Source organism: Citrobacter rodentium NBRC 105723 = DSM 16636 (assembly GCF_021278985.1).
GTDB lineage: Bacteria > Pseudomonadota > Gammaproteobacteria > Enterobacterales > Enterobacteriaceae > Citrobacter_A > Citrobacter_A rodentium.
The window spans coordinates 798,507-811,471 of sequence record NZ_CP082833.1 but is presented as its reverse complement, the minus strand read 5'-3'; the positions used below and the strand labels follow the sequence as shown (position 1 = coordinate 811,471).

At 52.7% G+C, this 12,965-nt stretch carries 12 protein-coding genes; 1 reads left to right on the top strand and 11 read right to left on the bottom strand.

Going from position 1 to position 12,965, the window contains the following annotated elements; translation table 11 throughout:
* Positions 1 to 6 precede the first annotated feature (6 nt).
* The 7 genes from K7R23_RS03745 to K7R23_RS03715 all read right to left on the bottom strand — a co-directional run bounded on the left by K7R23_RS03745 (position 7) and on the right by K7R23_RS03715 (position 9,359).
* Complete coding sequence (locus tag K7R23_RS03745; RefSeq protein ID WP_012908448.1) at positions 7 to 768, bottom strand: amino acid ABC transporter ATP-binding protein; 762 nt, start codon at positions 766 to 768, stop codon at positions 7 to 9.
* Between the two features lie 7 nt (positions 769 to 775).
* Positions 776 to 1,882, bottom strand: coding sequence for an amino acid ABC transporter permease (locus tag K7R23_RS03740; protein WP_012908449.1), 1,107 nt, complete (start codon positions 1,880 to 1,882; stop codon positions 776 to 778).
* A 9-nt stretch (positions 1,883 to 1,891) separates the two neighbouring features.
* Entirely contained in the window at positions 1,892 to 3,073 is a 1,182-nt protein-coding gene (locus tag K7R23_RS03735; RefSeq protein ID WP_012908450.1) for an amino acid ABC transporter permease, read from the bottom strand.
* Positions 3,074 to 3,142: 69 nt separating this feature from the next.
* Positions 3,143 to 4,168 carry an amino acid ABC transporter substrate-binding protein gene (locus K7R23_RS03730; protein ID WP_024133048.1) on the bottom strand — a complete coding sequence of 342 codons (1,026 nt, stop codon included), beginning with the start codon at positions 4,166 to 4,168 and terminating at the stop codon, positions 3,143 to 3,145.
* A 454-nt stretch (positions 4,169 to 4,622) separates the two neighbouring features.
* Positions 4,623 to 4,844, bottom strand: a complete 222-nt coding sequence (locus tag K7R23_RS03725) for a putative periplasmic lipoprotein (protein WP_012908452.1) — start codon at positions 4,842 to 4,844, stop codon at positions 4,623 to 4,625.
* Between the two features lie 226 nt (positions 4,845 to 5,070).
* Positions 5,071 to 8,184, bottom strand: a complete 3,114-nt coding sequence (locus K7R23_RS03720) for an efflux RND transporter permease subunit (RefSeq protein WP_012908453.1) — start codon at positions 8,182 to 8,184, stop codon at positions 5,071 to 5,073.
* Positions 8,185 to 8,195: 11 nt separating this feature from the next.
* The gene (locus K7R23_RS03715) at positions 8,196 to 9,359 is read right to left on the bottom strand and encodes an efflux RND transporter periplasmic adaptor subunit (RefSeq protein ID WP_012908454.1); all 1,164 of its coding nucleotides are present in this window, start codon (positions 9,357 to 9,359) and stop codon (positions 8,196 to 8,198) included.
* Positions 9,360 to 9,768: 409 nt separating this feature from the next.
* Here K7R23_RS03715 and envR point away from each other — a divergent pair, with 409 nt between their 5' ends.
* Positions 9,769 to 10,431, top strand: a complete 663-nt coding sequence (gene envR / locus K7R23_RS03710) for an acrEF/envCD operon transcriptional regulator (protein WP_012908455.1) — start codon at positions 9,769 to 9,771, stop codon at positions 10,429 to 10,431.
* A gap of 25 nt (positions 10,432 to 10,456) precedes the next feature.
* Here envR and K7R23_RS03705 read toward each other — a convergent pair whose 3' ends face one another.
* From K7R23_RS03705 to dusB, 4 genes are all read right to left on the bottom strand, one after another.
* A complete protein-coding gene (locus tag K7R23_RS03705; RefSeq protein ID WP_012908456.1) occupies positions 10,457 to 10,621 on the bottom strand; it encodes a DUF2556 family protein in 165 nt (54 codons plus the stop codon).
* 82 nt (positions 10,622 to 10,703) lie between these two features.
* Positions 10,704 to 11,579 carry an adenine-specific DNA-methyltransferase gene (gene yhdJ, locus K7R23_RS03700; protein ID WP_012908457.1) on the bottom strand — a complete coding sequence of 292 codons (876 nt, stop codon included), beginning with the start codon at positions 11,577 to 11,579 and terminating at the stop codon, positions 10,704 to 10,706.
* 85 nt (positions 11,580 to 11,664) lie between these two features.
* The gene (fis, locus tag K7R23_RS03695) at positions 11,665 to 11,961 is read right to left on the bottom strand and encodes a DNA-binding transcriptional regulator Fis (protein ID WP_000462905.1); all 297 of its coding nucleotides are present in this window, start codon (positions 11,959 to 11,961) and stop codon (positions 11,665 to 11,667) included.
* Between the two features lie 23 nt (positions 11,962 to 11,984).
* The gene (dusB, locus tag K7R23_RS03690; RefSeq protein ID WP_012908458.1) at positions 11,985 to 12,950 is read right to left on the bottom strand and encodes a tRNA dihydrouridine synthase DusB; all 966 of its coding nucleotides are present in this window, start codon (positions 12,948 to 12,950) and stop codon (positions 11,985 to 11,987) included.
* Positions 12,951 to 12,965: the final 15 nt, after the last annotated feature.

Genomic DNA, 12,965 nt, shown 5'->3' with positions numbered 1-12,965 from the left:
CAACGTTTAATGGATGACCTGAGACAAAAATGCGCGGGTTCGCTCTGATTTCGGGTGGGCAAAAAACTCTTCCGGTGATGCCTGCTCTATAATCTCCCCCCGATCCATAAAGATCACGCTATCCGCCACCGTTCTGGCAAATCCCATTTCATGCGTTACGCAAAGCATCGTCATTCCTGACTGCGCCAGGCTTATCATGGTGTCCAGCACCTCTTTCACCATTTCCGGATCCAGCGCAGAAGTCGGTTCGTCAAACAGCATGATTTTAGGTTTCATGCAAAGAGAGCGGGCTATTGCCACTCGCTGCTGCTGTCCTCCTGAAATTTGTCCCGGATATTTATGCGCATGTTCGGCAATGCGTACGCGTTCCAGATAGTGCATCGCCAGCGCTTCAGCCTCTTTGGCTGGCATTTTACGTACCCAGACGGGGGCCAGAGTACAATTTTGCAGAACCGTTAAATGGGGGAAGAGATTGAAATGCTGGAAGACCATGCCGACTTCCCGCCTGACGCGCTCGATATTGCGAATATCCTCGTTAAGTTCGGTACCATCAACAATGATTCGTCCCTGCTGATGTTCTTCCAGATGGTTAATGCAGCGAATGGTGGTCGATTTTCCCGAGCCGGATGGTCCGCACAAAACAATGCGCTCACCTTGATTTACGCGCAGGTTGATATTTTTAAGCACGTGAAACTGCCCGTACCATTTATTAACGTTTTCCAGCGTAATCATTGCCTCAGCGGCAGGTTGCATGACTAATTGGCTCATAAGATCCTCAGTGCGGCGTACGCCCGGTGTTAAAGCGCTTTTCCAGATGCTGGCTGTAGCGCGACGTGCTGAAGCAGAAAATCCAGTAAACCAGTGCGGCAAAAACGTAGCCTTCGGTCGACATTCCCAGCCAGGCCGGATCAACGGTCGCCTGTTGTACGCTGCTGAAGAGATCGAACAGGCCAATGATGATGACCAGACTGGTATCTTTAAATAGCGCGATAATGGTGTTGACCAGTCCGGGAATAACCAGCTTTAAGGCCTGTGGCAGAATGACCAGCCCCTGTGTTTTCCAGTAGCCCAGCGCCAGTGATTCCGCCGCTTCGTATTGCCCTTTCGGCAGCGCCTGGAGGCCGCCGCGAACAACCTCCGCGACGTAGGCAGACTGAAAGAGGATCACTCCAACCAATGCCCGGACAAGCTTATCGATGCTGGTGCCTTCCGCCATAAAGAGCGGCAACATTACTGAGGACATAAACAGTACGGTAATCAATGGCACGCCGCGCCAGAACTCAATAAAGGTGACGGATAAGACCCGTACAATGGGCATATGAGAACGACGTCCCAGCGCCAGCAGGATCCCCAGCGGTAACGCCCCGGCGATGCCGACAGCGGCAATGATCAGGGTGAGCGTCAGTCCGCCCCACTGGCGCGTTTCCACACGCTCCAGCCCCGCACTACCGCCATACAGTAGCCCCCAGGCGATAATGGGATAGATAACGGCCCAGACGGCGATATAGCGTCCGCGGCGGGGTATCGCTTTCCAGAACATGGGGATAATGGAAACCAGCCCGATAACCAGCGCCAGATTGATTCGCCAGCGCTGATCGTGTGGGTAAAGGCCATACATAAACTGGCCGAAACGTTGCTGAATAAAAACCCAACAGGCGCCAGCTTTGGTACAGTCTGCACGGGTTGAACCCACCCAGTTAGCCTGCAAAAACGCCCAGTTTAGTAAGGGCGGGATAAGCTCCCACATTAGCCATCCGCATAAAATCGTCAGCAGGCTATTAAACCAACTGGAAAAGAGGTTTTTACGCGCCCACAAAAGAGTACGTCCAGCAACACCGTTGCCGGAAGGGCGCGCAGGATAAGACAGTAAGGCTTTTGTCATCATGGTTCCTTAGCGCTCGACGAGGGCCATTCGCCGGTTATAGATATTCATCAACAATGAAATGCTCAGGCTGATAAGCAGATAGACCGACATGGTAATGGCGATCGTTTCAATGGCCTGTCCGGTCTGGTTGAGTACCGTTCCGGCAAACAGCGAAACCATATCGGGATAGCCAATGGCGGCGGCCAGTGAAGAATTTTTCACAATATTCAGATACTGGCTGGTCAGAGGGGGAATAATGACCCGCAGCGCCTGAGGAATGATGACCTGACGGAGAGTGACGGCGTGAGGCAACCCCAGGGAACGGGCCGCTTCATGCTGCCCGTAAGGAACCGCCTGGATGCCTGCGCGGATAATTTCAGCGATAAACGCCGAGGTATAGACCGAGAGCGCCAGCGTCAGCGCCGCCAGTTCAGGAATAAGCACCATGCCGCCACGGAAGTTAAATCCTTTCAGTTCCGGCATATCCCAGTGCAGTGCCGGGCCGGACAGCCAGTGCGCCAGTAGCGGTAACGCGATAAGCAGAACTGCCGCCACAGGCCATGTCTTGCGCAACTGCCCCGTTTTTGTCTGGTGCATTCTGTTGTAACGAAACAGTACAACGGAAATCGTAATCGCGATAATCAACGAGAGGACAAAAGCGAGGAGCCCTTCTCCTGTCTGCGGAGAAGGGATATAGAGTCCCCGATTGCTCAGAAAGACCATATCCAGCGCGCTGACGGCCTGCCGCGGTCCGGGTAGATTACGCAGAACGGCGAAGTACCAGAAAAAAATCTGCAAAAGCGGCGGGATATTACGGAAAATCTCAATATAAACCGTTGAGAGTTTGCGCAGCAGCCAGTTATCAGAAAGGCGCGCCAGTCCGAGAAAGAAGCCAAGAGCGGAGGCGAATACGATGCACAGCGCGGAAACCAGCAGCGTATTGGATAAGCCCACCAGAAAAACCCGTCCGTAAGTATCACCCTGCTGATAATCAATCAGATGCTGAACGATGCCGAACCCGGCGCTACGCTCCAGGAAAGCAAAGCCAGAGGTGATGCCGCGATTGCTCAGGTTGTCAATCGTGTTATGGATGAGATAAATGGCAACTGCAGCAACCGCAATGATGGCGAGGATCTGGAATAGCCAGGCGCGGACCGCAGGATGAGCAAAGGAGAGCTGTCCTTTTAGGGTTGAGCGGCGATGTGACATAAAAAAGCCTCGGTAACCATGACTCTGAACTGAGCGCCGCACCGGCGGCGCCCGTTACATCACAACGCCTTAACGTACAGGCGGCGCGTACTGGATGCCGCCGTTATTCCAGAGATTGTTTTGTCCACGTTCGATCTTCAGCGGGCTTTCCGATCCAACGTTGCGTTCAAAGATCTCGGCGTAGTTACCTACCTGTTTGATAACGTTATAGGCCCATGTGTTATCAAGCTTCAGATCTTTGCCATAGTCCCCTTCTTTACCTAAAAGATGCGCCATATCCGGCGTTGCCGGGTTTGCCGCTTTTTCATCGACATTTTTCGATGTTACGCCCATCTCTTCGGCATTGAGCATGGCAAACAGCGTCCAGCGTACAATCGCGAACCACTCATCATCGCCGCGTCGGACCACGGGGCCCAGCGGCTCTTTGGAAATGACCTCCGGCAGGACGATCCATTCGCCGGGATTGCTTAGCTTAATGCGCAGCGCGTACAGCTGCGACTGATCGGAGGCGAGGGTATCGCAACGCCCCGATTCCAGCGCTTTTGCCGACTCGTCTGAGCGGTCAAAGGTGACGGGAGTGTATTTCATGTTATTGGCTTTAAAGTAGTCAGCCACATTCAGCTCGGTATCGGTGCCCGCCTGGATACACACCGTGGCGCCATCCAGCTCTTTTGCGCTTTTCAGGCCTGCTTTGTTGTGTGTCAGGAAGCCGATGCCGTCATAATAGGTCACCCCGGTGAAGGACATGCCCATCCCGGCATCGCGCGAGGAGGTCCAGGTGGTGTTGCGTGACAGAAGGTCGACTTCGCCGGATTGCAGGGCGGTGAAGCGTTCTTTGGCGGTAAGCGGAGTGTATTTAACTTTGCTGTCATCGCCGAGGACGGCGGCAGCCACGCCGCGACAGACATCCACATCGATACCGGAGAATTTTCCGTCCGCATCCGCATAAGAAAAACCGGGCAGGCCATCACTGATGCCGCATTGTACGAACCCTTTCTTTTTTACCGCATCCAGCGTTGCGCCAGCATGCGTCTGATTCACAACCGCAATCAACACGCCGGCAGCAGCCAGAGTGGCTATCATCATCTTTTTCATAATGCATCCTGTGTGGCGAAATTTATTGTTATGAGAGGCGTTTAGTCACGTCTATTACCCGTTTGTGGCTTTGGCCATACTCTTCTAAGCAAAGGTAGTGCCAGTTTTTGCGCACGAGTGCCCGACGCAATAAGCAGAGTGTAGACAGGAAAAAATAAATTCAGCGCCCTGAAATAGTGCGAAAATGAAACGTAAGCCACATTTTGGAGCAAAATAATTTAACATCAGCCTGCTAATTAAAATAACAATTTCGTCCGTGAATATTGCCAGCGTGAGTAAACGGGGAGATAAAGAACCGGAAACGCGAATGATCGGGTGTCAACCATTCGATCAGGTAACAGGAGGAGAGGGAATAATTAAAAAATTAAACGATAAGCCCATTTTCAACATATTGTATTATATGAAAATGGGCTTTTTGCGATATAAGGCGTGACGTGACCGCGCCTCGGTATTGTCATTTCGACAGGGCAATAATCCCCATCGTCAGGCCGGCAACCGCGGCAGCACCGCCGGCAATAGCGCCTGCCGTTTCCCAGTTATCCTGAGTGGTGCCTTTCATACAGGTATTGGTATGAACGAGACGGCCCTGATCGTCATAAACCGGCACACAGGGAGAGTCGTGTGCGCAACCAGCCAGCAAAGCAGTAAGCAAAGCGACTGAAATTAAGCTTTTCATGGTGTTACCTCTACTAAAAAACGCTCCGCTAAATGCAGCTGAAATAATACCGATCATTTCGCGAATTCAGGCGGATTTTACCATTGCCTGAACGAAAGCTGGCGTTATAAATAATCTCAATTGATGTGGTTTGTAAAAATAATGGAGAAAGTTGATTCAGGACGGGCAGAATAAAGGGCTAAGTGCTTCATAATTAAAGGCGTCCGCAGACGCCTTTGTTTAGCTGTTAGTTCTGATGTTTATTAAAGCGGCGTCTGACCACGACGAAGAAGACCGGCACAAAGAAGATAGCCAGCAGCGTCGCCGTCAGCATTCCTCCCATTACCCCGGTTCCTACCGCGTTCTGCGCACCGCTGCCGGCTCCCCGGCTAATAACCAGCGGCATAACGCCGAGAATAAAGGCGAGAGAGGTCATCAGTATCGGACGCAGGCGCATACGGGAGGCTTCGAGCGTCGCCTCAATCAGCCCGCGGCCTTCCTTGTCCATCAGGTCCTTGGCAAATTCCACTATCAGGATGGCGTTTTTAGCCGACAGCCCAATGGTGGTTAAGAGTCCGACCTGGAAATAAACGTCGTTATTCAGCCCACGTAGTGAAGCAGCCAGAAGCGCGCCCACCACGCCGAGCGGTACGACCAGCATGACCGAGAAGGGAATCGACCAGCTTTCATACAGCGCCGCAAGGCACAGGAAAACGACAATCAGCGAAATGGCGTACAGCGCCGGCGCCTGGTTACCAGACAGACGTTCCTGATAAGACATTCCCGTCCAGTCATAACCAATGCCATTCGGCAGTTTCGAGGCAAGGTTTTCCATCAATGCCATCGCTTCACCGGTACTTCTGCCAGGCGCGGCTTCGCCCAACAGCTCCATAGACGGCATACCGTTGTAGCGTTCCAGACGTGGCGAGCCGTACACCCAGCGCGCGGAACTGAAGGTTGAGAAGGGCACCATTTCACCGTTCGCGCTGCGAACATACAGGTTATTAATGTCCTCTGGCAGCATACGGAATTTCGCATCTGCCTGAACATATACCTTCTTCACGCGACCGCGATCGATAAAGTCGTTGACGTAATAGCCGCCCAGCGCCGCAGAGATAGTCTGGTTGATATCGGAAAGAGAAACACCCAGCGCCTGCGCTTTCTCCTGGTCGACATCCAGCTTGAACTGCGCGGTATCTTCCAGACCGTTTGGACGCACGCGGACCAGCAGATCGGGATGCTGTCCGACCATGCCCAGCAGCTGGTTCCGCGCCTGCGTCAACGCGTTATGTCCCAGCCCGCCCTGGTCAATCAGCTCAAAGTCGAAGCCCGTAGCGGTACCCAGCTCAACGATTGCGGGCATATTAAAGGGAAAGACCATCCCATCACGAATCTGGCTGAATGCGCGGGTCGCGCGAGCGATAACCGACTCGACGCTGTTTTCTTCACCGCTGCGCTCCTCCCACGGCTTCAGGCTGACAAACGCCATCCCCGAGTTCTGCCCCTGACCGCTGAAGCTAAAGCCGTTAACCGTGAAGACGCTTTCAACGTTCGCCTTTTCGTTATTCAGGTAGTAATGCGTCACCTGATCCAGCACCTTTTGCGTCCGTTCCTGCGTTGCTCCGGCAGGCAACTGAATCATGGTCAGGAAAACCCCCTGATCTTCTTCAGGCAGGAAGGAGGTCGGCAAGCGTAAGAACAATACTGCCATGCCGACAACGATCAGCAGGTAGACGACCAGATAGCGTCCGGTCTTGCGCACAATGCCGCTGACGCTGTTGGTATAATGGTTGACGCTATGATCGAATCTGGCGTTAAACCATCCGAAGAACCCCCCTTTTTTCTCATGGTGTTCTGCGGATACGGGCTTCAGCAGCGTCGCGCAAAGCGCAGGGGTAAGGATCAGCGCCACCAGAACCGAAAGCGCCATTGCCGATACGATGGTGATAGAAAACTGGCGGTAAATCGCCCCCGTTGAGCCGCCGAAAAAGGCCATCGGGATAAATACGGCGGACAGGACCATCGCGATACCGACCAGCGCGCCCTGGATCTGCGACATCGATTTTTCAGTCGCCTCTTTAGGCGGTAACTTGTCTTCCATCATGACGCGTTCAACGTTTTCCACCACCACGATCGCATCATCCACCAGCAGGCCGATGGCCAGCACCATGCCGAACATCGTCAGGGTGTTTATCGAATAGCCGAATGCCGCCAGCACCGCAAACGTCCCCAGCAACACCACGGGCACCGCGATGGTAGGAATGAGAGTGGCGCGGATATTCTGCAAAAACAGGTACATGACAAGAAAGACCAGCACGATCGCTTCGAACAGCGTTTTTACCACTTCATGAATGGAGATCTTCACAAACGGCGTGGTGTCGTAAGGGTAAACCACCTTCATGCCCTGCGGGAAGAAAGGCTCCAGTTCGGCAAGTTTGGCTTTGATCGCGGTGGCAGTATCAAGCGCGTTTGCTCCGGTCGCCAGCTTGATTCCCAGACCGGATGCCGGTTTTCCGTTAATGCGCGCCACGACGTTATAGTTTTCCCCGCCAAGCTCAATGCGGGCGACATCTTTCAGCCGCACAACGGAGCCGTCGCTGTTGACACGCAGCGTCACTTTGGCGAATTCGTCAGGATCTTTCAGACGCGTCTGCGCGATGATTGAGGCGTTCAGCTGCTGCCCTGGCAATGCCGGTGTCCCACCGAGCTGGCCCGCGGCGATCTGATCGTTCTGCACCTTTAACTGATTGATGACATCGACCGGGGTAAGCTGGTATTTATTCAGCAGGTTGGCATCCAGCCAGATACGCATTGCGTACTGGGCGCCAAACAGCTGAACGTCCCCCACGCCGTTCAGACGGCTGATGGAGTCTTTCACGTTCGACGCGACATAGTCGGAGATATCGTCCTGGGTGGTCTGCGGATTATCTGAGACGAACCCCGCCACCATCAGAAAGCTGCTGCTCGATTTCTCTACGCTGATGCCCTGTTGCTGCACTTCCTGCGGCAGCAGCGGCGTCGCCAGCTGCAGCTTGTTTTGCACCTGAACCTGCGCGATATCCGGGTCGGTGCCGGACTGGAAGGTTAAGGTGATAGTCACGCTGCCCGCCGAGTCGCTGGTGGAGGACATATACATCAGGTTATCGATACCGTTCATGTTCTGTTCGATAACCTGGGTAACGGTATCCTGCACCGTTTGCGCATCTGCGCCGGGGTAGGTGGCAGAGACGGATACCGCCGGCGGGGCGATAGTCGGATACTGTGCGACAGGGAGTTGCAGAATCGCCAGAGCGCCCGCCAGCATCAGAATGATGGCCAGCACCCAGGCAAAGATCGGTCGTTGAATAAAAAAGTTTGCCATGTCCGGTTACCTTATTGCGCCGCTTTCGCCGGGGAAGTATCGGTATCTGCGGTGGCGTTAACCTTCACGCCCGGGCGCGCTTTTTGTAAACCGCTGACAATGACCTTATCGCCGGGCTTCAGCCCCTGCGCGATCAGCCACTGGTCGCCAATAGCCTGGGAAGCGGTAACGGGCCGTGATTCCACCAGGCTCTTGTCGTTGACGACCAGTACGGTGGCATCGCCGCGCGGCGTGCGCGTCACCCCCTGCTGAGGCACCAGAATCGCGTCTGGTTGCACTCCTTCGTCAATTCGCGCGCGTACGAACATACCCGGCAGCAGCATGTGCTGTGGATTAGGGAAGACCGCCCGTAAGGTAATTGAGCCAGTGCTTTCATCTACCGTGACGTCAGAGAACTGCAATGTTCCTTTCAGCGGATAGCGCTGACCGTTTTCCATGACCAGCTCAACGCTGCTGCCGGCGCTGTCCTTATGCAGACTGCCTTGCTCGACGGATTGCTTAAGGCGCATAAAATCGCTGCTCGATTGCGTCACATCGACATAGATGGGGTCGAGCTGCTGTACGGTTGCCAGTTCGGTCGCCTGGCCGTTGGTGACCAGCGCGCCCTCGGTTACGTTCGATTTACCGATACGGCCGCTTATTGGTGAAGTAACTTTGGTGTAAGCGAGATTGATGCGCGCGCTTTCTACTGCGGCTTTCGCGGCTATAACGGCGGCGTCAGCCTGGCGGGCGTCGGCAATCGCCTGATCGTATTCCTGCTGGCTGATGTATTTCGTGCCCACCAGCGGAACATAGCGTTTCACCGTCAAATGGGCGATAGCGGCGGCGGCCTCACTTTTTGCCAGTTCGCCTTTCGCGCTGTCGTAATCGGCCTGATAGGTGGCTGGATCGATCTGATAGAGCGACTGCCCGGCTTCGACATCGCTGCCTTCGGTGAAATTACGCTTGAGAACGATGCCGCTGACCTGCGGACGTACTTCTGCAATACGCCAGGCGGAGGTCCGCCCCGGTAATTCGGTTGTTACGGCTAATGGCGCGGTTTTGACCACATGAACGGTCACATGCGGCTCGGTCGCATGAGCCTGTTGCTCTCCCTGATCGTTACAACCGGCAAGTAACGCAGCAGAAATTATGATGAATGAGGGCAGGAGTGAAAACCCGGCATGTTTCGTCATGACTGTTCCTTAAAAACCAATAGCTCGTTATTTACCGGAAATGGTAAGGCGGTAACGTGCGCAAAGAAATAACAGTTGGCTATCCTACAAATTATTGCTCCGGGATGTAAGTAATACTTATTTTATCGCTTGCGCAACGGCACATAAAAGCAAAAAAAGGCATTGATCCTGTTGTCTTACTTCGTGCGGTTTCGTTATCCTTTGACGTTAATTTATATAATTTGAAATGCTCATATAAAATATCAATATTTATAGTTTAAATATTCTTAATCTTTATAGGTCTGCATCTTTTATACGTGGCATGACCTTTTTCGCCTCATGCAAAAAATGATGAGGTGTTATAGTCGCGTTTTCCGACATTACCTGGTCGGCAGAAAATAGATTAATTCCGTTCCCGAAGTGATAACTCATGGCAAAGAAAACCAGGGCCGAAGCCCTCAAAACGCGGCAGCATTTGATTGAGACGGCGATCGTTCAGTTTGCGACGCGGGGGGTAGGCAACACCACGCTCAATGATATTGCCGATGCGGCCCAGGTCACGCGCGGCGCCATCTACTGGCACTTTCACAACAAGACGCAGCTCTTTAATGAGGTCTGGTTGCAACAGCCGCCGCTGCGCGATCTTATTCAGGAAAGGCTCTCCACGTCGCCAGCCGCTAATCCATTACAACGGCTGCGTGAGAAATTCATTGCCGCATTGCAATACATCGCGGAAATTCCCCGTCAGCAGGCGCTGCTGCAAATTTTATATCATAAATGTGAATTTCAGGATGACATGATATCTGAGCGTGAAATACGTGAAAAAATAGGCTTTCATCAGCAGGCGTTGCGCGAGTCATTACAGGAAAGTATGGCGGCAGGTCTGATTGCGAAGACCGTGGATCTTGATATGGCTGTTATCATTATCTGTGGCAGCTTTAGCGGTATTGTTAAAAACTGGCTAATGAATCCCGCCAGTTATAATCTTTATCAGCAGGCGCCCGCGCTGGTCGATAATGTATTAACAATGCTAAGTCCGGTGGGGAATCTGCATCAATTAATAAAAACAGAGAATGCGATTGGGGAAATATAATTATTTCCCCAATTAAGATACTGCACTATTTCAGATCGGCACAGTTGACCAGCCTGAGAGGGTTTACCGAGTCCATATTGCGGCACTTATCCGATTCCGTGGTGATCGTCTCGAGCCACTGAAACAGCAGGGCATCAAAGAGGAAAACGGTGACCGCAAACACCACCAGCCACCAATACTTACGAATCATTGCCTAATCCTGTGTATTCATGCCAAAGCGTGATGAAAATATACATGAAAAATGCCCCCGTAAAAGCGCCCTTACAATGCTTTTACTTTGCCGTTATTCCCGTTTCCGGACGGCTTTTTTTCGACAGATTTCGGGTCTTTCTCTTTTTCACTTTGGCAAGTTCATCCGTTGTGAAATGGGAGCTGACGCGCATCCTTCGCAGACCCATCTTCACATATTCCGTGTTGATCTCTATCCCGATGAACTTACGTCCTGCCGCTACCGCCACGGCACCCGTGGTAAAGCTGCCGGCAAAGGGATCAAGTACCGTATCGCCCGGATTGGATGAGGCCAGAACGATCCGCTGCAGCAGCGCCATCGGCTTTTGCGTCGGGTGGTTCTCATATTCATCCATCAAATAACGCACGCGAGGAAACTCCCAGACGTTGCCCGGTACTTTTTGCGTGTTGTAAGGCTGGGGAGGGTTTTTGCGATAATCTATCAGCGCTCTTTTGGCGCCGGTTTTCGTCTCGACCAGAATCGATTCACGATTAAAGGTGTAATGTTTAGCGTCTTTTACCATCATCAGGATGGGTTCATACATCGAGCCAAAGAATTTCTTCGCCTGGACGCCTGAACTGTCGTAGGACCAGACAATCCGGCTTTTAATGGTAAACAGCCCCCGACATTTAAGGTCGATGTGCGGCATGTTTTCGGTGCTGTTCATAATGTACATGGTGCCCTGTTTTTTCAGGACCCGGTGGCACTCATCAATACAGGCGAACAGCCACGTCAGGAAGACATTTTCGTCCCAGGACTCGATCATCCCGTCAAAATCTTTTCCGATGTTGTAGGGGGGATCGGCGAAGATCAGATCGACGCTTTCGGCAGGCAACTTTTTCAGTTCATTCAGCGCATCTCCGAGGATTATCGACCTCGACGCATCGCCAAAGTACTGCGTTTCAAATCCCGTTTCCATGCTAACTCCACATGAAATGCGTATAAAAAAGGCGCTTCCCCATGCCGAGTAGCGCCTTTTTAAACAAGCAGTAAGCTAATCGGAATTAGTTCATGCCGTATTTTTTCAGTTTTTTACGCAGCGTACCACGGTTGATGCCCATCATCAGGGCAGCACGGGTCTGGTTACCACGGGTGTATTGCATCACCATGTCCAACAGGGGCTGTTCAACTTCAGCCAGTACCAGCTCATACAGGTCATTAACGTCCTGACCGTTCAGTTGAGCAAAATAGTTCTTCAGTGCCTGTTTAACCGAGTCACGCAGGGGTTTTTGAGTTACCTGATCCTGAGAGTTAACGGTAGAAACGGTCAGTACGTCAGAATTTACGCGTTGTTCGAACATAGTTCTGTCAGCTCTTTATTTCATTACGCAAAATTTTCGAAGTATGCCTCCAACGCCTCCAGCTGTTCGCTGGCATCCTCAATGGCGTTGAATGTGCGCCGAAACTGGTCATTTGGAGCGTGCTCCTGGAGATACCAGGAGACGTGTTTACGCGCAATTCGGTACCCTTTTGCGTGGCCATAAAAGTCATGCAATTCCCGAACATGTGCGCAAAGCAAGCGCTTAACCTCTGCCAAAGGCAGCGGGGGCAGCAACTCCCCAGTGTCCAGATAATGCTGGATTTCCCGAAAGATCCAGGGTCTTCCCTGAGCTGCGCGGCCTATCATCAGGGCATCAGCCCCCGTATAGTCAAGCACAGCTCTGGCTTTAAGCGGGTCAGTAATGTCGCCATTCGCGATAACCGGAATGGAAACTTTCTGCTTAACTGCCCGAATGCTGTCGTATTCAGCATCTCCATTGAACAAACAGGCGCGGGTGCGTCCATGAATGGTCAGAGCCTGAATGCCACAGTCTTCGGCCAGTTGGGCAATCTCTACGCAGTTACGGTGTTCCGGAGCCCAGCCGGTGCGAATCTTCAGGGTGACAGGAACGTCCACTGCATTGACGACCTCGGTTAGTATCGACTTCACTAGATCCGGGTACTGCAAGAGGGCTGAACCTGCGAGCTTGCGATTCACTTTTTTAGCCGGACACCCCATATTGATATCAATAATCTGGGCGCCGCTTTCCACGTTAATACGTGCGGCATCGGCCATTTCAACAGGGTCGCTACCGGCAATTTGCACCGTGCGAACGCCTGGTTCGTCAACGTGCACCATCCGTAAACGAGACTTGTCGCTTTCCCAAACCTGCGGGTTAGAAGACATCATCTCGGATACGGTCAAACCTGCTCCCATCTCATAGCACAGCGTCCGGAATGGTCTGTCAGTGATGCCAGCCATGGGCGCTGCGATCAGGCGATTTCTGAGCTGGTATTGTCCGATGCGCATGAGTTAAGAAATGAC

Bases quoted from the DNA above. Each gene is read 5' to 3' on its own strand.
- K7R23_RS03720 (WP_012908453.1), bottom strand. From the start codon at position 8,184: ATGGCAAACTTTTTTATTCAACGACCGATCTTTGCCTGGGTGCTGGCC.
- yhdJ (WP_012908457.1), bottom strand. From the start codon at position 11,579: ATGGAAACGGGATTTGAAACGCAGTACTTTGGCGATGCGTCGAGGTCG.
- K7R23_RS03745 (WP_012908448.1), bottom strand. From the start codon at position 768: ATGAGCCAATTAGTCATGCAACCTGCCGCTGAGGCAATGATTACGCTG.
- fis (WP_000462905.1), bottom strand. From the start codon at position 11,961: ATGTTCGAACAACGCGTAAATTCTGACGTACTGACCGTTTCTACCGTT.
- K7R23_RS03730 (WP_024133048.1), bottom strand. From the start codon at position 4,168: ATGAAAAAGATGATGATAGCCACTCTGGCTGCTGCCGGCGTGTTGATT.
- K7R23_RS03735 (WP_012908450.1), bottom strand. From the start codon at position 3,073: ATGTCACATCGCCGCTCAACCCTAAAAGGACAGCTCTCCTTTGCTCAT.
- dusB (WP_012908458.1), bottom strand. From the start codon at position 12,950: ATGCGCATCGGACAATACCAGCTCAGAAATCGCCTGATCGCAGCGCCC.
- K7R23_RS03715 (WP_012908454.1), bottom strand. From the start codon at position 9,359: ATGACGAAACATGCCGGGTTTTCACTCCTGCCCTCATTCATCATAATT.
- K7R23_RS03725 (WP_012908452.1), bottom strand. From the start codon at position 4,844: ATGAAAAGCTTAATTTCAGTCGCTTTGCTTACTGCTTTGCTGGCTGGT.
- K7R23_RS03740 (WP_012908449.1), bottom strand. From the start codon at position 1,882: ATGACAAAAGCCTTACTGTCTTATCCTGCGCGCCCTTCCGGCAACGGT.
- K7R23_RS03705 (WP_012908456.1), bottom strand. From the start codon at position 10,621: ATGATTCGTAAGTATTGGTGGCTGGTGGTGTTTGCGGTCACCGTTTTC.
- envR (WP_012908455.1), top strand. From the start codon at position 9,769: ATGGCAAAGAAAACCAGGGCCGAAGCCCTCAAAACGCGGCAGCATTTG.